Source organism: Marinovum sp. (genome assembly GCF_034669705.1).
Lineage (GTDB): Bacteria > Pseudomonadota > Alphaproteobacteria > Rhodobacterales > Rhodobacteraceae > Marinovum.
The window spans coordinates 18,787-38,293 of the sequence record NZ_JAXMOR010000028.1; the positions used below are offsets into that span (position 1 = coordinate 18,787).

Annotated in this window: 14 protein-coding genes and 1 tRNA gene; 3 read left to right on the plus strand and 12 right to left on the minus strand. The window is 64.1% G+C overall.

From position 1 onward, the window contains the following. Window positions 1-51: 51 nt before the first annotated feature. The 3 genes from VOI27_RS17340 to recA all read right to left on the minus strand — a co-directional run bounded on the left by VOI27_RS17340 (window position 52) and on the right by recA (window position 4,398). Window positions 52-336, minus strand: a complete 285-nt coding sequence (locus VOI27_RS17340) for a DUF1330 domain-containing protein (RefSeq protein WP_323766826.1) — start codon at window positions 334-336, stop codon at window positions 52-54. A 1-nt stretch (window position 337) separates the two neighbouring features. Then, window positions 338-2,998: an alanine--tRNA ligase gene (gene alaS, locus VOI27_RS17345; protein ID WP_323766828.1), complete on the minus strand. Its 2,661-nt coding sequence runs from the start codon at window positions 2,996-2,998 to the stop codon at window positions 338-340. A 323-nt stretch (window positions 2,999-3,321) separates the two neighbouring features. Then, on the minus strand, window positions 3,322-4,398 hold the full coding sequence (gene recA, locus VOI27_RS17350) for a recombinase RecA (protein WP_323766830.1): 1,077 nt from the start codon (window positions 4,396-4,398) through the stop codon (window positions 3,322-3,324). A gap of 213 nt (window positions 4,399-4,611) precedes the next feature. On the opposite strand from recA, the gene VOI27_RS17355 reads away from it, so the two are divergent. Further along, window positions 4,612-5,205 carry a gamma-glutamyl kinase gene (locus tag VOI27_RS17355; RefSeq protein WP_323766896.1) on the plus strand — a complete coding sequence of 198 codons (594 nt, stop codon included), beginning with the start codon at window positions 4,612-4,614 and terminating at the stop codon, window positions 5,203-5,205. Window positions 5,206-5,314: 109 nt separating this feature from the next. On the opposite strand, the gene VOI27_RS17360 is transcribed toward VOI27_RS17355, so the two are convergent. The 3 genes from VOI27_RS17360 to VOI27_RS17370 form a co-directional block, all read right to left on the minus strand. Then, window positions 5,315-7,633 carry an ATP-binding protein gene (locus tag VOI27_RS17360; RefSeq protein WP_323766832.1) on the minus strand — a complete coding sequence of 773 codons (2,319 nt, stop codon included), beginning with the start codon at window positions 7,631-7,633 and terminating at the stop codon, window positions 5,315-5,317. Between the two features lie 138 nt (window positions 7,634-7,771). Next, entirely contained in the window at window positions 7,772-8,923 is a 1,152-nt protein-coding gene (locus VOI27_RS17365; protein WP_323766834.1) for an RsmB/NOP family class I SAM-dependent RNA methyltransferase, read from the minus strand. A gap of 303 nt (window positions 8,924-9,226) precedes the next feature. Continuing rightward, window positions 9,227-10,168: a LysR family transcriptional regulator gene (locus VOI27_RS17370; protein WP_323766836.1), complete on the minus strand. Its 942-nt coding sequence runs from the start codon at window positions 10,166-10,168 to the stop codon at window positions 9,227-9,229. 120 nt (window positions 10,169-10,288) lie between these two features. Between VOI27_RS17370 and VOI27_RS17375 the strand changes: the two genes are divergently transcribed. Together VOI27_RS17375 and VOI27_RS17380 are read left to right on the plus strand one after the other, a co-directional pair. Further along, entirely contained in the window at window positions 10,289-10,702 is a 414-nt protein-coding gene (locus tag VOI27_RS17375) for a hypothetical protein (protein WP_323766838.1), read from the plus strand. Between the two features lie 64 nt (window positions 10,703-10,766). After that, window positions 10,767-11,408 carry an O-methyltransferase gene (locus VOI27_RS17380; protein ID WP_323766840.1) on the plus strand — a complete coding sequence of 214 codons (642 nt, stop codon included), beginning with the start codon at window positions 10,767-10,769 and terminating at the stop codon, window positions 11,406-11,408. A 200-nt stretch (window positions 11,409-11,608) separates the two neighbouring features. On the opposite strand, the gene guaB is transcribed toward VOI27_RS17380, so the two are convergent. The 6 genes from guaB to VOI27_RS17410 all read right to left on the minus strand — a co-directional run bounded on the left by guaB (window position 11,609) and on the right by VOI27_RS17410 (window position 19,453). After that, the gene (gene guaB / locus VOI27_RS17385) at window positions 11,609-13,057 is read right to left on the minus strand and encodes an IMP dehydrogenase (RefSeq protein ID WP_323766842.1); all 1,449 of its coding nucleotides are present in this window, start codon (window positions 13,055-13,057) and stop codon (window positions 11,609-11,611) included. Window positions 13,058-13,559: 502 nt separating this feature from the next. Next, entirely contained in the window at window positions 13,560-13,997 is a 438-nt protein-coding gene (locus VOI27_RS17390) for a hypothetical protein (protein ID WP_323766844.1), read from the minus strand. An 11-nt stretch (window positions 13,998-14,008) separates the two neighbouring features. Further along, window positions 14,009-17,671 carry a vitamin B12-dependent ribonucleotide reductase gene (locus VOI27_RS17395; RefSeq protein ID WP_323766846.1) on the minus strand — a complete coding sequence of 1,221 codons (3,663 nt, stop codon included), beginning with the start codon at window positions 17,669-17,671 and terminating at the stop codon, window positions 14,009-14,011. Window positions 17,672-18,311: 640 nt separating this feature from the next. After that, window positions 18,312-18,388 (minus strand) — tRNA-Pro (locus VOI27_RS17400). A gap of 82 nt (window positions 18,389-18,470) precedes the next feature. Continuing rightward, the gene (locus VOI27_RS17405) at window positions 18,471-18,950 is read right to left on the minus strand and encodes a DUF192 domain-containing protein (RefSeq protein ID WP_323766847.1); all 480 of its coding nucleotides are present in this window, start codon (window positions 18,948-18,950) and stop codon (window positions 18,471-18,473) included. Then, on the minus strand, window positions 18,923-19,453 hold the full coding sequence (locus VOI27_RS17410) for a cold shock domain-containing protein (RefSeq protein WP_323766849.1): 531 nt from the start codon (window positions 19,451-19,453) through the stop codon (window positions 18,923-18,925). The genes VOI27_RS17405 and VOI27_RS17410 overlap by 28 nt, the downstream gene beginning before the upstream one ends. Window positions 19,454-19,507 lie beyond the last annotated feature (54 nt).

Consider the following 19,507-nt stretch of genomic DNA (forward strand, 5'->3'; position numbering starts at 1 on the left):
ACCCACCCTACGGCGTGCGCAGGGTGATTTCTTTGACCCACCGTTCGCCTCTCACACGCCTTCGACGATGATCAGGTCGCGTTCCGAGGCGCCCTTGGCATGGCTCAGCGCCTCCTGGTAGGCCGTGGAATGATAGCAGTCATGCGCCGCCTGCAGCGAGGGGAACCGCGCCACCACGTGGCGCGCGCGGTCTTTGCCCTCGAGCGTCTCATGCGCCCCGCCGCGGGCGAGAAACTCGCCACCGTGCGCCGCAATCGGCACGCCGGCCAGCTTGGCGTAGCGGCCATAGGCCTCTTCATCGGTCACATGCACATGGGCGATCCAATATGCGCTCATCCTATCCTCCCAGCACGGCCTTGGCCGCCTCGATTGCCTTGCTTGCATTCTCGGCGCTGGCACCGCCGCCCTGCGCCATGTCAGGCCGGCCACCGCCGCCCTTGCCGCCAAGCTGCCCCACCGCCGCGCGCACCAGATCGACCGCCGAGACCTTCTCGGTCAGGTCCTTGGTCACCCCGGCCGCCACCGCCGCCTTGCCGCCGGTGTCGGCGATCAAGAGGATCGCGGCCGAGCCCAGCTTTTCCTTCTGCGCGTCGATCAGCGGCGGCAGGTCCTTGCCGGTCACCCCGGTCAGCACCTGCGCCACGAAGGGCACGCCGCCGATCTCCTCGACCGCGGCCTCAGGCCCCTGCGCCCCGCCGGACATCGCCAGCTCGCGGCGCAGGTTGGCCACCTCGGCCTGCAGCGCCTTGCGCTCGTCCAAGAGCGCGCGCACCCGTTCGGGCACCTCGTCGGCTTGCGCCTTGAGCTCCAGCGCGGTCTCCGCCAGCCGGTGGTCCTGCGCCCGCAGGTAGTCGAGCGCGGGCTGACCGGTCAGCGCCTCGATCCGCCGCACCCCGGCCGAAGACGCGCTGTCGCCCAAGCAGACAAAGGCGCCGATATCGCCGGTCTGGCGCACATGGGTGCCGCCGCAGAGCTCGATCGAATAGGTCGCCTTGTCAGAACCCTTGCCGGAGCCGTCCTTGCGGCCCATCGAGACCACGCGGACCTCGTCGCCGTATTTCTCGCCAAAGAGCGCCTGGGCACCGAGGCCACGGGCGTCATCCGGCGTCATGATCCGGGTTTCGACCGGGGCGTTCTGGCGGATATAGCGGTTCACGTCGCGCTCGACCCGGGCGATCTCGTCGAGGCTCAGCGCCTTGCCATGGCTGAAATCGAACCGCAGGCGGTCGTCGGCATTGAGCGAGCCGCGCTGCGCCACGTGGTCGCCGAGCGCCTCGCGCAGCGCCTCGTGCAGCAGGTGGGTCGCCGAGTGGTTGGCGCGGATCGCGCTGCGGCGGGTATGGTCGACCTTGAGCTCGAGCGCGTCGCCCTTGGCCAAGGACCCCTCTTCCGGTGTCACCCGATGGGCAAAGAGCCCGCCGGCCATCTTGCGAGTGTCGGCGATCACGCCCTTGCCGCCCGGTTTCAGGTAGTGACCGCTGTCGCCCACCTGGCCACCGGATTCGGCATAGAACGGCGTCTGGTTGACCACCAGCCAGCCCGCGTCGCCGGGCTCCAGTGTCTCGACCTCGGCGCCGTCGCGCACCAGTGCCAGCACCTGGCCCTCGGCCGCCTCGGTGTCATAGCCAAGGAAATCGGTGGCGGCGTGTTTGTCGGCGATGTCGAACCAGATCTCGGCATCCTTGGTCTCGCCGGAGCCGGCCCAGGCGGCGCGCGCTTTGGCCTTCTGCTCGGCCATGGCGGCATCGAACCCGCCGGTGTCGACCTCGCGGCCTTTTTCGCGCAGCGCATCCTGCGTCAGGTCGAGCGGGAAACCATAGGTGTCATAGAGCTTGAAGGCGGTCTCGCCCGGCAGCGGCGCATTCTCGGGCAGGTCCGACAGCTCATCATCAAGCAGTTTCAGCCCGCGGTCGAGCGTCGCCTTGAAGCGGGTCTCTTCCAGCCGCAGCGTCTCCTCGATCAGCGCCTGCGCCTGGCCAAGCTCAGGGTAGGCCGCCCCCATCTGCCGCACCAGCGCCGGCACCAGCCGGAACATCATCGGGTCTTTCGCGCCCAACAGGTGCGCATGACGCATGGCGCGGCGCATGATCCGGCGCAGCACATAGCCGCGGCCCTCGTTCGAGGGCATCACCCCGTCGGCCAGCAGGAACGAAGTCGAGCGCAGGTGATCGGCGATCACCCGGTGATGCACGTTGCCCGGCCCGTCGGGATCGGTGCTCGACACGTCGGCGCTGGCCTCGATCAGGCTGCGCATCAGGTCGGTGTCGTAATTGTCGTGCTTGCCCTGCAGGAGCGCGCCGATCCGTTCCAGCCCCATGCCGGTGTCGATCGACTGCATCTCGAGCGGGACCATCGAGCCGTCCTCGAACTGCTGGTTCTGCATGAAGACGATGTTCCAGATCTCGATGAACCGGTCGCCGTCCTCTTCCGGGCTGCCCGGAGGGCCGCCCCAGATATGCTCGCCGTGATCGTAGAAGATCTCGGTGCAAGGGCCGCAGGGCCCGGTCGGACCCATCTGCCAGAAGTTGTCGGAGGTGGCGATGCGGATGATCCGGTCCTCGGGCACGCCGACCTTCTTCCAGATTTCAAAGGCCTCGTCATCGGTGTGGTAGACCGTGGCCAGCAACCGGGTCGGATCGATGCCGAAATCGCGGGTGATTAGCTCCCAGGCGTAGGGGATCGCCTCGGTCTTGAAGTAGTCGCCGAAGCTGAAATTTCCCAGCATTTCAAAGAAGGTATGGTGCCGCGCGGTATAGCCGACGTTGTCGAGATCATTGTGCTTGCCGCCGGCGCGGACACATTTCTGGCTGGTGGTCGCGCGCTTGTAATCGCGGGTCTCGACGCCGGTGAAGAGGTTCTTGAACTGCACCATGCCCGAGTTGACGAACATCAGCGTCGGGTCGTTGCGCGGCACAAGCGGGCTCGAGGGCACGACCTCATGGCCGTTCTTGGCAAAGAAATCGAGGAAGGTGGAGCGGATGTCGTTCAGCGTGGCCATTGGGTCATCTCTTCTCAAGGTCGGCGCAGGTGTATCGCCCTGCCCCGGCACTGTCCATAACCGGTTGGCCGGAGGACCGAAACGAACGGCCCGGACGATGGACCGGGACCGAAGTGCTCGGAAGCGCAGATCCGAACCGACGCGCCCGGAAGAACACGCTTGGACGAACAGGGCTGAAACGATACAGGTTTGAAACGATACAGGGCGCAGCCGTCGCTACGCCCTGTTCCGGGTATTCTCGGCCCTGCGTCAAGGACCGGGGGGTTTCTGCAGTCCCCGTCTGCGCCTGTCGAGGCCTCGGGCCTGCTGCGCTGACCGGAGGCTCAGGCCTCCATCACGTCCTCATCGGACTTGTCCTCGGGCGGCATGTCGAAATCGAGGCCGTGGGCGGCGCGGATCTTGTCCTCGATCTCCAGCGCCATGCGCTTGTTCTCGCGCAGGAAGGTCTTGGCGTTCTCGCGCCCCTGCCCGATCCGCTCGTCACCATAGGAGAACCACGCGCCGGACTTGTCGACCACTCCGGCCTTGACGCCGAGATCGAGTAACTCGCCCATCTTCGAGATGCCCTCACCATACATGATGTCAAATTCGACCTGCTTGAACGGCGGCGCGACCTTGTTCTTGACCACCTTGACGCGGGTCTGGTTGCCGACCACCTCGTCGCGATCCTTGATCGCGCCGATACGGCGGATATCCAGACGGACCGAGCTGTAGAACTTCAGTGCGTTGCCACCCGTGGTCGTCTCGGGCGAGCCAAACATGACCCCGATCTTCATCCGGATCTGGTTGATGAAGATCACCATGCATTTCGACCGGCTGATCGAACCGGTGAGCTTGCGCATCGCCTGGCTCATCAGCCGGGCATGCACGCCGACCGAACTGTCGCCCATGTCGCCCTCGAGCTCGGACTTCGGGGTCAGCGCGGCGACGGAATCGACGACCACCAGGTTGACCGCACCGGAGCGCACCAGGGTGTCGGTGATCTCGAGCGCCTGTTCGCCGGTATCCGGCTGAGAGATCAGCAGCTCGTCGAGATCGACGCCCAGTTTCTTGGCGTATTGCGGGTCAAGCGCGTGCTCGGCGTCGACAAAGGCGCAGACGCCGCCCTTTTTCTGCTCTTCCGCAACGCAATGCAGCGTCAGCGTGGTCTTGCCCGAGGATTCGGGGCCATAGATCTCGATGATCCGGCCCTTCGGCAGCCCGCCGATCCCGAGCGCGATATCGAGGCCCAGCGAGCCGGTCGAGGTCGCCTCGATATCGGGCAGCGCGTTCTCACCGCCGAGTTTCATGATCGAGCCCTTGCCGAACTGACGTTCGATCTGGGCCAGGGCGCTGTCGAGCGCCTTTTGCTTGTCGGGGTTGTTCTTTTTGCTCATCGAGAGAAGATCTGCCGTTGCCATGCGTTCGGGCCCTTATTCCATACCGCCTCGCGAGCGGCAATGCCACCAAATGTTCTTGCCTTGTTCCTAGATGCGACCAAAACAGGAACATTTCAAGTTTATTCTGATCCTGCCTCACTGTTTCGCAGAAACGTTAAAGAGAGGTTTACGGCGGATTTCCGCCCGCCTATGCTGCGAAAACACCGTGAGACGCGCTTCAAGAGGGTCGTGCAAGTGCTTGTATTCTGGAAGGAAAGACTGGCGTTTCTAGCGGTTCCAAAGACCGGCACTTCGGCCTGGGAGACGGCGCTCGCGCCGCGCGCTGACATAGCGATCCTCAACCCGCCGGACCTGAAACATGCGCCGGTCTATCGGTACAACCGCTTTTTTCGGCCGATGTTCGAGAAGATGGGTGCGCCGGACATGGAAACCCTTGCGGTGATGCGCGAGCCGATTTCCTGGCTGTCGAGCTGGTACCGCTACAGACAGCGGCCCTTCATGGCCGGCAAGCCGAATTCGACCGAGGCTCTGAGCTTCGACGAATTTGTCGAGGGCTACTGCAAGGGCGAGCGTCCCGGGTTTGCCAATGTTGGCAGCCAGGCCAAGTTCCTCGAGCCGCGCCCCAATGGCACTCGGGTGACCCACCTGTTCCGCTATGAGGACCAGCAGAAACTGATTGATTTTCTCGAGGATCGGCTATCTGTGTCCCTCGATCTGCCGCGTGAAAACGTCTCGCCGGAAATGGCGGTATCGCTCTCACCGAAAACCGAGGCAAAGCTGCGTCGGAAATGCGCGGCGGAATTCGAGCTCTACGCATCGATTTCCTGACCCGCGCGACGGTATTGCACCCCTTCCCCGGCGCCGTCGGTCGCCCCGGCCCCAGTGCCGGGGTTTCCATGCCGGCCATGAGGTCCCGGGTCAGGCCCGGGACGGGCGGTCAGTGCAACTGCCGCTGCACCGTGTCGGTCAGCTCCACCAGCGAAAACGGCTTTGGCAGGAAGGTGGAATTCGGGATCGCCGCCTGGTCGTCGTGAAAGCTTTCCTGGGCATAGCCCGACACAAAGACCACCTTGACCTCCGGCCTGTCTTCCAAGGCCTGTCGCACCCAGCTCGGCCCGTCGAGACCGGGCATCACCACATCGGTGACAAAGACATCCACCTCGACCTCCGGGTCGCGCAGCATGTCGAGCGCCTCTTCGGCCGAGGCCGCCTCGAGCACCTTGAAGCCGCGCATCCGCAGGGCCCGGCTGGCGAAGGCCCGCACCGGTGCCTCATCTTCGACCAGCAGGATCACGGCATCATGTTCCGGGCTGCTGCCGGCCTCTTCTTCATTCATCGGACAGGCCGCATCCGCCGCCGGTTTCTCGCTGAAGACCGGAAACAGCAGCGAAAAACAGGTGCCCTTGCCAATTGCCGAATCGACAAAAATGAAGCCGCCGGTTTGCTTGACGATGCCATAGACGGTCGATAGCCCGAGGCCGGTGCCCTCGCCGGTCCGTTTGGTGGTGTAGAAGGGCTCGAACACCTTCTGCAGCATGTCGGCGGCGATGCCGACGCCCATGTCCTGCACCTTGACCAGCACATATTCGCCCGGCGGCACAGAGGCCCGGTCGCGCTTGAGCGGGGCCTCGAGCGTGAGACCCTCGGTCGTGATACGGATTTCTCCTCCCTCCGGCATGGCGTCCCTCGCATTGACCACGAGGTTCATCAGTACCTGTTCGAGCTGCCGCTTGTCGGCGCGGATGGTGCGCAACACCGGATCATGATCAAGTGCCAGCACCACCTTTTCGCCCACCAGCCGGTTCAGCAGGTGAGTCAGATCGGCGAGGGTGTCTCGCAGGTCGAGCACCTCGGGGCACAGTGTCTGCTTGCGCGAGAAGGCCAGCAGCTGCCCCACCAGCGCCGCGGCGCGGTTGGCGTTCTGGTTGATCTGCACCAGATCGCCGTAATTGGGGTCCCCCTGGTCGTGCCGCAGCAAGAGCAGGTCGCAATGGCCTGAAATCGCAGTCAGAAGATTGTTGAAATCATGTGCGACGCCGCCGGCCAGTTGACCGATGGCCTGCATCTTCTGGCTCTGGACGAATTGCGCCTCGAGTGTCTTGAGCTCGGTCGCGTCGTTCAACACCGCGATGATCGACGGCTCGCCATCTTCGAAGACGCGATTCAGCACGACCTGAACAAAGACCTCGCGGTCGCGGCGGATGATGCGCAGGAACTCGGATTGCTTCTGTCCGCGACCGGCCGCGGCATCGCGCAGCCAGTCGGTAACCGGGCGGCCCAGACCCTCCATCAGGTCGGCCAGTTTCTTGCCAGTGACCTCCTCGGCGTTGAGCAGCTTGAGCGCCTCGTGGTTGGCGCGGGTCACCACGCCGTTTTGCGACACTTTCATCAGCGGCACGCTGAGATGGTCGAAACTGGTGCTGCTCTCGCTTTCGGCCGGGGGTGGCAGGAAAAACAGCTCGCGCCGGCCGCCGTTGAGAGGCACTTCGCTGACCAGCCGCGCCACCGGACCACTGGCGGTGTCGAGCGAGATCACCTTGCCATTCTCGGGCAGATCACTGCTGAGCCGGTCGAGCGCCGAGATCCGCTTGCCGATCAGCTTGCGCGCGGCCGCGTTCATGAACAGGATCGTGCCGCCACGGCCGACCGTGACCCGTGGAATAAGCCCGGTTTCGGCCTGTTCGGTGGCGGTGGCCCGGCTCTCCTCGATCCGCCAGAGTCGCAGGCCGGCGCCGATGTCATGCACCGAGAGCGCCACCTGTCCGTTGCGGGTGCTGACCGTGTCAGTCCCCACACCGTGGGCCTCGGCCTTCTTTTGCAGACGGTAGACCACGCTGGCGGGGTTCGCCATCAGCCCGCGCAGAAGCCCGGCCACGCTGCTGATTTCACTGGTCTCTGGCGCCGTATTCTCCGCCGCCTCTTGAAACCGACTGGCGGCGGCAGCGTTGAAATGCTGGATCTCGCCCTCGGCGTCGGCCACGACGGTGACCGCGGGATCGCCGGCAAAGAGCCGCGAGACCTGTTTCAGCAGCCGATGCTGGCCGCGCTTGCGGACCACCGATCGCCCGTGCAGCACCAAAGCCGACAGAAAGATACCGACGCCAAGCGCGAGGGTTCCAAGGGCCGGAATGCCATCCGGCAAGGTCCCCGAGACGCCAATCAGGACGATCGAGGCGGCAATGAGGTACAACGGCCGCCGATCGCCCTGTTGCGGGTGCTCCACCTCCGGGGGTTCGGCGCTGATCCAGTCTGCCAACTCGGCTCTCCAGGCTAATCTCGGTTCGCCCCCATTACACATGGCGATCCTTAACTGCGGGTTAACCGATGACAGCTACAGTCCTTGTCAGACAGACCTTCGAAGCAGTCTCACCCTGAAGTTGAGTGGAGCACAGGTTTACAGATGTTTCAACAGTGCCACATAGAAGCCGTCGCCGCCGTCCAGCAGCCGGAACTGCCGCTCGCGGACCACGTGCCAATCCGGGTGGCGGGCCTGGAAGGCGGCGATCCGGTGGGAATTCTCCTCGGCAAGCAGCGAGCAGGTGGCATAGGCGAGCGTGCCGCCGGCGGCGACATGCGGCACGGCCGCGTCGAGCACTTCGTCCTGCATGGTGCAGAGCTCGGCCAGGCGGTCTTTGGTCAGACGCCACTTCGCCTCGGGCGCGCGCCGCCAGGAGCCGCTGCCGGAACAGGGCGCATCGCACAGCACCATGTCATACGTGCCTCTCGGTTCAGGCAAAATCGCGATCTGTGCGCCGGCGCGTTGGGCGCGGGCCGGGATCTCGGTCATGCGGGCGGGATCAATGTCATAGGCGGTGACCTCATCGCCGGTGCGGGCTGCCACCGCAAGCGCCTTGCCGCCCCCGCCGGCGCAGAAATCGAGCACGCTTTGCCCGGGCTGCAGATCGAGCAGATCGACAACTGCCTGTGAGCCCGCGTCCTGCAACTCGACCAGACCGTCGCGATAGGCGGAGGAGAGATGCACCCGACGCGCGCCCTCGGTCACCTGCAGAGCCGTGGGAGAAAGCGGGTGCGGCTGCGAGACGATACCCTCGGCGTCAAGCGCCGCCCGGGCCGTTTCGAGGTCGGATTTCAACAGGTTGACGCGAAGGAATACTTCGGCCCGGTCGCGCAGGAGGCGGGCCTCGGCCTCGGCCTGATCGCCCAGCGACGCGGTGAAATGCGGCCAAAGCCAGTCCGGCAGGTCGCGGGCCTCCGCCTCGGTCGGGCCGCGAAAGGCGGCCCGTTCCACTTCGGTCACCGGTGTGGGCATGAAGCGGTCGCCGGTGAAAACCGGGTCGACCGGCATGTTGGCAGCACGCAGCGCGCCGAGCATCAATCCGCGGCCGGTGACCGCCCCGCCGAGCGCCCCGTAGGAGCGTTTGCGGCGCAGCGCGTCGAAGACGAGATCGCGGATCGCGGCCCGGTCCTTGGAGCCGGCATAGCGATTGCCACGCGCCCAGCGTGTCAGCGCCTGCTCGGCCGGCTGCCCCGCCAGGATCGTGTCGAGCAGTTCGCCTGCCGTCTGGACCCGTGCTGCCGGCGTCATCCGCAGACCCGGTCGTTGAGGCGTTCTTGCGGAAATCGCCCGTCATGCATAGGGTGAAAGATTGCTTTTTTAGTTTTGATTTTGCTCACTTAATTCACTCCATCGCATCAACTGGGATCATCCGCACCTTCAGACCGCAGGTCTACACTCGGAACGGTCTGGAGGGAAGGCCACCTCTGAGCGTTGAAAACGGCCGCGCGGTTGGACCAGCGGCCCCGGTTCCCGATGTCTGTGACGGTCGGTGGTAGAAACGGCAGGTCTCGAATTGCGCTCCAAACAATGCGGGCCGCCCTTGGGCCAGCCTCACTCGGCGTCCTCGAGAGGGCGCAACACGTCCGCGACCTGTCGCCGCATCCAGACATGGGCCGGGCTGGAGGTGTACCGACGATGCCAGACCTGAACCAGCTGGACCGACGCCACCGGGACTGGCGGACGCAAGACATCGAGACCGACCGACGCGGCGACCTGATGCGCCAGTGTGGTGGGGAGGAGTGCGATGAGATCGGACCCGGCAACCGCGCGGTATACACCCGAAAACACCGGCATCGTCATGACCACATGCCGGTGCCGTCCGACCCTGGCCAGAGCCGCATCGCCCATCGCCCGCTCGTTTCCCTCGGGCGAAAACAGCACGTGGCCAAGCTCGCAGAACAGCTCGATCGGCATGACGTCGCCGGTGACCAGCCCGGCCTGCCTGAGCCGCGGGTGCCCTGACCGCGCGACCACCGAGAAGGAGGATCGGAACAGCGGTTGGCTGTCCGTCCAGTCCGGAAACCGCGTTTCGGGGATAAGCGCAAGGTCGACCTCGTATCGCTCAAGCGTGTCCACGTAATTGTCTGGGACCAGGTCGACCAGATGCACGCGCATCAAGGGGGCCACCGTCTGCAGCCGCTCGGCCAGACCCGGCAGGAGCATCTCGGCGAAGAAATCGCTGCCCGAGATCCGAAACCGATGCTGCGCCGTCAACGGATCGAAGGGCCCCGGCCCCGCGATGAGGCGTCCGATCCGGTCCAGCACCTCGCGCAACTCGGCCTCGAGCGACAGCGCATGATCCGTGGGCTCCAACCCCTGCCCCCGGCGGAAGAACAACGGGTCGTCCAATGCGGCCCTCAATCGGGCCAACGCCGCGGAGACCGCCGGTTGCGACAGGCCCAGCCGCTTGCCCGCCTTCACCGTCGAGTGCTCTTGCAGCAGCGCATCAAGGACGCGCAGCAGGTTCAGATCGAAGCTCGATAAATTAGCCATGGTTATATCAGTAATATGATCAATCGATTTCTCATATAGATTTCTGATCGGTAATCTGCGGAAAACGATCCCCCCCGGCCCGACAGCTGGCCGCGGCCCCCTCAGGAAAGGAAGAGACCGATGAAATCGATTGCAACCTGGTTCTTTGGCACGGGCGCGCTCTTTGCGCTGTGCGGCATGGTCTGGGGCATCCAGATGTCCGCGACGCAGGATCACACGCTCTCGCCGGCACATGGTCACCTGAACCTGATCGGTTTCGTCGCGATGTCGGTCTTTGGCGCCTACTATGCGCTGACCCCTCGGGCCGCCGCGGCGCGCATCGCGTCAATTCACTATGGTCTGGTAACGGCGGCGGTGCTGGTACTGACACCCGGGATCGTTCTGGCGATCACCGGTCAAGGCGAGACCGTCGCCAAGCTGGGCTCGGTCCTTGCGGTGCTGTCCATGGCGATTTTCGTCTTCGTGGTCTTGCGGCACGGCGTCGGAGCGACGGATCAGATGCGGGCCGAACCCCACGCGCAGCCGGCCGAATGACCGCTCGGGGCTTGGCAGCGGGGCATGCAGGCAGCCCCGATGGCTTTGGGGCGAAGGGTCCACAATGACACTCGATCATTATCCTGCCACCCGCGCTGTGCTTGACGCTCTGCACGCGGCCGCCGCGCGAGACGCCAGGCGTTGGCGTGACCGGACCGGCACCACCGATGCCACAGTCAACGCCGGCGGCGGCGGCGCGCTGGTTCGGCTGGGAGAGTTCTACCTCGCCGTATCGCCCGACGAGGGGCGCCTGCTCTATATCCTCGCCCGTGCGATCAAGGCCGGCAGGATCGTCGAATTCGGCGCCTCCTACGGCATAAGTTCGCTCTACCTCGCGGCCGCGGCGCGGGACAACGCCGGCACCCTGATCACGACCGAGGTGCACCCGGACAAATGCGCCGCGCTGCGCGCGACTTTCGCGGCCACGGAACTGGCAGATGCGATCACGCTGCTCGAAGGCGACGCGCGCGAGACCTTGAGACCCGTGTCCGGACCGATCGACATGCTCTTTCTGGACGGCTGGAAGAGCGCGTATCTGCCGATCTTCGAATTGCTGCGCCCCAGTCTACGAGCCGGCGCGCTGATCGTTGCCGACAATTGCACCCATGCCGCCGCAGCCGACTACCTGGCGGTGGTCCAGTCGCCTGCCTCCGGCTGCATCACCTCGGTCCGCGACAGCATCGCGATCAGTTGCGTGTTGCCTTGACTGGCGGTGGGGTTCTCGGACATCCCGTATCCAGACGGTGCGGGCGAGGACGCGTATTCCGAGCGCATCGGCTGGCGCGCTCGGCGGTCGGTTTGTGCTCAGTGACGGACCTGATGCGCTGTCCGGAGCCGGGCTGTTCCGGATGTCATCGTATCTGTTCCGCCACTGCGGGGCTGCGCAAGAGGTGCCTCTCCCGCTGATTATCCGACGCGATAATTCGGCGATTCCCGCGTGATCTGAACGTCGTGCACATGGCTCTCGCGCAGGCCCGCGCCGGTGATCTTGACGAAGCTGCAATTGCTCCGCATCTCCTCGACCGTGGCGCATCCGGTATAGCCCATGGCGGCGCGCAGACCGCCCACCAGCTGGTGGATCACCGCGCCGGCCGAGCCCTTGTAGGCGACCTGACCTTCAATCCCCTCGGGCACCAGCTTGTCACTGGCGGCGTCCTTCTGGAAGTAGCGGTCGGCCGAGCCGCGCGCCATGGCGCCGAGGCTGCCCATGCCGCGGTAGGCCTTGAACGAGCGGCCCTGATAGAGGATCACCTCGCCCGGGCTCTCGTCGGTGCCGGCGATCATCGAGCCGACCATGGCGCAGGAGGCGCCGGCGGCGATCGCCTTGGCGAAATCGCCCGAGAACTTGATGCCGCCATCGGCGATCACCGGCACCTCACCGGCGGCCTGGGCGCAATCCATCACCGCGGTGAGCTGCGGCACGCCGACGCCGGCGACCATGCGGGTGGTGCAGATCGAGCCCGGGCCGATGCCGACCTTGACCGCATCGGCGCCGGCATCGATCAGCGCCTTGGTGGCCTCGGCGGTGGCGACATTGCCGGCGATCACCTGCACCTCGTTCGAGAGCTGCTTGGCACGTCTGACCGCGTCGATCACCCCGGCGGAATGGCCATGGGCGGTGTCGATCACCACGATGTCGACGCCAGCATCGATCAGCTCGCCGGTGCGCTCGAAGCCCGCGTCGCCCACCGAGGTGGCGGCGGCGACACGCAGACGGCCCAACGCATCCTTGCAGGCGGTGGGGTTGAGCACCGCCTGTTCGGTGTCTTTCAGCGTCAGCAGGCCGGTCAGCTTGCCCTTGCCGTCATGCACCAGCAGCTTTTCGATCCGGCGCGCCTTCATCAGCGATTTCGCCTCTTCGAGGTCCGCCGGCTCGGCCAGCATGGCGAGGTTGTCGGTGGTCATCATCACCTTGACCGGCGTCGCATCGCTCGAGGCGAAGCGCATATCGCGGTTGGTGAGGATGCCGACCACGTGGCCGGCTTCGTCGACCACCGGGAAGCCGGTGAAATTATAACGCTCCACCAAGGCCTTGGCATCGGCCAGGGTCTGGTCGACGCGGAGGGTGACGGGGTTGTAGACGATGCCGCTCTCGAAGCGTTTGACCCGGCGCACTTCGCGCGACTGGGCTTCGACGCTGAGGTTCTTGTGGATCACGCCGATGCCGCCGGCCTGGGCCATGGTGATCGCCATGCGGCTTTCGGTGACGGTGTCCATCGCCGAGCTGAGCAGCGGGATGTTCATCCCGATGGCGCGGGTGACCCGGGTGGTGGTGTCGGCGGTGTTGGGCAGGACATTGGACGCAGCCGGAACCAGCAGCACATCGTCAAATGTCAGAGCCTCACGAATCTCCATTCGGCGGTCCTCTTCAAGTAGCAGCATTTGACGCTTCCCTATTTCACGGGTTCCGGGAAAAGGAAAGACCCCCGCGGCAGGCTGCGGGAAAATGCCTGTCGCGGGGGCTGTGGAAAGTCGGGGTAATTCTGTGGATGGATGTGTGTGAGAGCAGAGGGACGTGGCAAGAACGACAAGATTTCAAAAGGTTGGCCAATGGGGTAAATGTGTGCCGGCCTGTGGGTATGTATTTTTCAGCGGTTTAGGATGCGGCGATTTGGCCGCCGCCGGGGGGCGGTGGGTTGAAAACCCACCCTACGGCGGCGCGCATGACACAGCAGGTGAACATCGGACTGTAAGGCGCTGAAATCACGCGACTCCATAGCACCAAGAAAAGAAAAAGGGGCGCCGGGGCGCCCCAGTTTCACGAACCAGGCTCATCATTCCACCGCTCGACTGGTCATCGCCTGCGGCCCGGCTGTGCAAGGGGCGAGCGCACCCGCCCTTGAAAATTGAATCGGCCTTATAGGCGTTCGCACAAACGGAGCAAAAGACCTGCCCAATCCGTAAATTTTTGGCTCTCAAGCCACAGGCCGACCTTCGAGCCTCTCGCTTGACGCTGGAGTTCGGATTTAGACGCCCCCTTCTCCGCTGCTTGCTTCAAACCGACCAGAAGCTTCTGCCCATCCCGCGTCAGAAGGATTTTATCTATCAAGTCAGAAAACTCTGCCCCACTGACAAACGTGACGTCTGTTATTTCAAGGTCCGTAACCTGTTGGCCTCGAAAAACCTGACTACCGCCGTATTGGTCGATATTTTTTACCCTGATTTGGTCTGACTTTTCTGCTGAAATCAGCGTATCGATCCCGATACCCCTGACGTTTTCGATGGACACTTGAGAACAATTCTCCAATCGAATACCAGTCGACCGTCTTGCTGTATCGCTGTCTTCTATAGGCATCATATAACCTCTCAGCTACACCCCGACGTCCCGCCGCAGGTGTTGCACTTCATGCAGGTGCCGTTGCGCACCAGCGTGTAGTTGCCGCAGTCGCCGCAGGGGTCGCCTTCGTAGCCCTGCATCTTGGCCTTGACGCGGGCGTCCATCGACACCGCGCCGCTGGCCACTGCGGTTGTGGTCGTCACCGTGGCCGCAGTGGTGCCGCCGCCCTTGCGAACTTCCGGAACCAGGGTCTGGAGGGCCGTGACCGGATTGTTCGTCTGACCGCCCCGGAGCACAATCAGCTCCTGGGGCAGACGTTTGCGCAGGTAGCCGGACGAGCTGATCTGTTTCAGCACTTCCAGCGATTTGGTGGCCGCACTTTCGCTGACCTCGGTGACGTTGGGCTGCCCCTCCTCGACGCCGCGGCCCAGATCGTCAAAGCTGGCGCCCTCGGGCTTCACATGGGCCAGATCGGTGCGGTCCAGGTAGGACACCGCCAGCTCGCGGAAGATGTAGTCGAGGATGGATGTGGCATTCTTGATCGAGTCGTTGCCCTGCACCATGCCGGCAGGCTCGAACTTGGTGAAGGTGAAGGCGTCGACGAATTCCTCGAGCGGCACGCCGTATTGCAGGCCCACCGAGACGGCGATGGCGAAGTTGTTCATCATCGCGCGGAAGCCGGCGCCTTCCTTGTGCATGTCGATGAAGATCTCGCCCAGGGTGCCGTCGGCATATTCGCCGGTGCGCAGATACACCTTGTGGCCGCCGACCACGGCTTTCTGGGTATAGCCCTTGCGGCGTTCCGGCATCTTTTCGCGCTCGGACTTGATGATCTCCTTGACGATGATCTTCTCGACGATCTTTTCGGCCAGCACCTGCGCCTTTTCGGTCTGTGTGCCGGTTTCGAGCACCTCGGCCGCCTCTTCGTCATCCTCGACCAGCGCCGCCGCCAGCGGCTGGCTCAGCTTGGAGCCGTCGCGGTAGAGCGCGTTGGCCTTGATCCCCATCTTCCACGAGCGCTCGTAGGCCGCCTGGCAATCCTCGATGGTGGCGTCATTGGCCATGTTGATGGTCTTGGAGATCGCGCCCGAGATGAAGCTCTGCGCCGCCGCCATCATGTCGATGTGGCTGTTGACCGAGAGGAACCGCTTGCCGCGCTTGCCGCAGGGGTTGGCGCAGTCGAAGATCACGTAGTGGTCTTCGCTCAGATGCGGCGCGCCTTCGAGGGTCATCGTGCCGCAAACGTGGTCGTTGGCGGCCTCGATGTCGGCGCGGGTATAGCCGAGGTGGCGCAGCAGGTCGAAGGTCGGGTCGTTCAGCTTGGCCGCCGGGATGCCGAGGACCGAGGTGCAGAAGGCCTCGCCGAGGGTCCACTGGTTGAACACGAAGCGGATGTCGAAGGCCGAGGCCAGCGCCGCCTCGATCTTCTCGATCTCGGTGCTGCCGAAGCCGTGGCCGATCAACGAGGTGTGGTTGATGCCAGGCGCATTGCCGAGGCTGCCGTGACCGACGGCATAGGAGATGATCTCTTCAATCTGGGAGGAGGAATATCCGAGCTTCTCCAGTGCCGCCGGAACCGAGCGGTTGATGATCTTGAAGTAGCCACCCCCCGCGAGCTTCTTGAACTTCACCAAGGCGAAGTCCGGCTCGATGCCGGTGGTGTCGCAATCCATCACCAGACCGATGGTGCCGGTGGGCGCGATCACCGTGGTCTGGGCGTTGCGATAGCCGTGCTTCTCGCCCAGCCGCAGTGCCTCGTCCCAGGCGCCCTTGGCCATCTCGACCAGACCGTCCTCGGGGCAGTTCACCTGGTCCAGCGCCACCGGGTTGATGGCAAGCCCCTCATAGCCGGTGGTGCGGCCATAGGCGGCGGTGCGGTGGTTGCGGATCACCCGCAGCATGTGCTGCGCATTGCGCTCGTAGCCCGAAAAGGCACCGAGCTCGCCGGCGATCTCGGCCGAGGTGGCATAGGCCACGCCGGTCATGATCGCGGTGAGCGCGCCGCAAAGCGCCCGGCCCTCTTCGCTGTCATAGCCGTAGCCCATGTTCATCAGCAGCCCGCCGATATTGGCGTAGCCGAGGCCGAGGGTACGGAAGTCATAGGACAGCTGGGCGATTTCCTTGGACGGGAACTGCGCCATGGTGACCGAGATTTCCAGCGTCAGGGTCCACAGGCGCGTGGCATGCACGTAGTCCTCGGACTGGAACTTGCCGTCCTGATAGAAGGTCAGCAGGTTCATCGAGGCCAGGTTGCAGGCGGTGTCGTCGAGGAACATGTACTCGGAACAGGGGTTCGAGCCGCGGATCTCGCCGTCTTCGGGGCAGGTGTGCCACTGATTGACGGTGTCATGGTACTGGATGCCCGGATCGGCACAGGCCCAGGCGGCGTGGCCGACCTGCTCCCAAAGTTCGCGGGCGTCGATTTCCTTGGCGACCTTGCCGTCGGTGCGGTTCAGCAGCGCCCATGTGTCGCCGCTCTTGACCGCCTCGAGAAAGGCATTGGTGACGCGGATCGAGTTGTTGGAGTTCTGGCCGGAGACCGAGGCATAGGCCTCGCTGTCCCAGTCGGTGTCATAGGTCGGGAACTCGATGCTGGAATAGCCCTGGCGGGCGTAATCCAGGACCCGCTTGATATAGGTCTCGGGGATCATCACCTGCTTGGCCGAGCGGATCGCGCCCTTCAGGGCGTCGTTTTTGGTGGGGTCATAGGCGTCTTCCACCTTGCCGTCCCATGCGCCGATGGCCTCGAAAATGCCGTTCAGCATCTTCTCGTGCATCTTCGATCCTGCGACGATCGACGCGACCTTCTGCTCTTCCTTGACCTTCCAGTTGATGAATTCCTCGATGTCCGGGTGGTCGGCATCGCAGATCACCATCTTGGCGGCACGGCGCGTGGTGCCACCGGACTTGATCGCGCCGGCCGCGCGGTCGCCGATCTTGAGAAAGCCCATCAGGCCGGAGGATTTGCCGCCACCCGACAGCGCCTCGCCCTCGGCACGCAGGCTCGAGAAGTTGGTGCCGGTGCCGGAGCCATACTTGAACAGCCGCGCCTCGCGCACCCACAAATCCATGATGCCGCCGTCGCCGACCAGATCATCGGCCACCGACTGGATGAAGCAGGCATGCGGCTGCGGGTGCTCGTAGGCGCTCTTCGAGCGGGTCAGCTTGCCGGTCTTGTAGTCGACGTAATAGTGGCCCTGACCCGGGCCGTCGATGCCGTAGGCCCAGTGCAGGCCGGTGTTGAACCATTGCGGGCTGTTGGGCGCGGCGCGCTGGGTCGCCAGCATGTGGCGCATCTCGTCGTAATAGGCCTGGGCGTCGGCCTCGGTCGAGAAATAGCCGCCCTTCCAGCCCCAGTAGGTCCAGGCGCCGGCGAGCCGGTCGAACACCTGCTTGGACGAGGTCTCGCCGGTGCGCGGGGTGTCGTCATTGGCGGGGACCGACCGCCAGAGGAACTCGGGCACATCCTTTTCACGCACTTTCTTCAGCTCGGTCGGCACGCCGGCCTTGCGGAAGTATTTCTGCGCGATCACGTCGCTGGCGACCTGGCTCCAGGCGGCCGGCACTTCGACGTTGTCGAGGCGAAAGACGATGGTGCCGTCAGGGTTGCGGATTTCCGACGCGGTGGTCACGAAGTCGATCTCTGCGTAGGCGTCCTGCCCTGCCTTGGTGAACCGTCTGTCGATTTTCATCTCTGTCTTGCCTCTTACCCTGTGGTCCCGGCCCAGCGCCGTCGCGGCCGTGCCGCCAGAAAAATATGTCGCACCCCTGCCCCCGCCGGTGCCGGCGGCGCGTCGAGCCCCTGACCGGGGCGGTCTGACAGGGCCATCCGCGGCCCCGTGGCGTGTGTAGGTTGCTGTTCGTTCCCGCCGCTCTCATCCACAACATCTTGTGTACTTTTCGGCGACCTCCACAATTTGACGTATTCAGCCCTAGAGCGTCAACATCGAAATTTCATCTCAAACGGGCAAAAATGCCTTGACCGTCTGCCCCACTGACATGTCCCCGATTCAGCCTCGGATTACGCACAAGATTACCCACAAGCGGGGGGCAAAATTTTGTCCAGTTTTTCAGGCGGTTTACCGGCACGCGCCGTAACGGAACCCAGGGTTTATCCCCTGCCCCCGCCGGGTTTTGGAGGAAAAGTTATTCGCATGTGCAGAAAAATTCGCAAGGCCCGCATCCATGCGCAAAAGTCACATCCTGCCGGCGCAATGCGCAGCGTGTCTCGGGGTCCACCCACCGGCTGACCACTATATCTGGTGGTTCCCAGAGTCATCCGCTGTGATGTGAATCACTTGGAAGGACGTCATTTGGTGTGATGTGGGTGAATGGTCGGGACGGCAAGATTCGAACTTGCGACCTACGGTACCCAAAACCGTCGCGCTACCAGGCTGCGCTACGCCCCGAAACCGAGGGCTTCTTAATCCGACCGCGCGGCAAAGAAAAGCGCAAAGGCACCTGCGCGCGACGAAAGCCTTGCCGGCGGCCTCAGCAGGGCCAGGCGACACCGGTTTGCGGCAGGTCGGCATGGCGCACCAGGGTGCCGGGCCCGATGCCCAGCTTCTCGGCCAGCCCGCCGTTGATCTCCAGCACGCTGCGAATCGGAACGTCGCTCGAAATCGAGGTGGTGTCATGCGGCACCGCGTTGGCATGCACCTTCTTCACCACGCCGCGGCGGTCGATAAAGATCATGTCGAGCGGGATATAGGTGTTCTTCATCCAGAAGCTCACCGGCCGGGTCACCCCGTAGATGAACAGCATGCCCGCGCTGTCGGCCATGTCCTTGACGAACATCAGCCCACGGCCGCGCGACGCGAAACTGTCGGCGACCGAGACATCAAAGCTCACCACCCCGCGCTCGCCGGCCAGTTCGATCTTGCCAGGCTGACAGGCGGCACTGGCGACCTGTGTCAGGGCAAACAGGGCAAGGACCGCCGCGATCAGCCGTGTTTCAATCCGCTTTCCCATGGGCATACCTCAACCGCCATCCGGCCGCGCTTGCCCTCGATGGCGCGCAGACCCAGAGCCTCACCAGACTGCACGTCGGACAGGCCGGAGCGGCGCAGAACCTCGACATGCAGGAACACGTCTTCCGGTCTACCAAAGACGTTGGCAAAGCCAAAGCCTTTTGCCTTGTCGAACCATTTCACCCGCGCGGGCTCGAGTTCGGCGGCGGCGATGATCTCGGGATCGACGATCTCGAAGTCGGCCAGGGGCGGCGAGCCGTCATCTTCGGGCGGCTGGATCTCGACCACCGCCACGGCCTGAATGCCGCGCGGGGTCTCCTGTATGTCCACAACCACATGCGCGCCATCCGCCACGGAGCTCTGCCCGTAGTTGCGCAGCACGTTGGAGTGCAACAGGATGTCAGGCCCGCCGACATCGGCCACCACAAAGCCGAAGCCCTTCAACGGATCGAACCATTTGACCCGGCCCTCAACCCGCCTGGGCTGGTGTTCTACTTGTTCCAAAACGCACTCAGTTCTTTCTCATCCCGGTTAACACTTGCAATCAACCCATCGTGA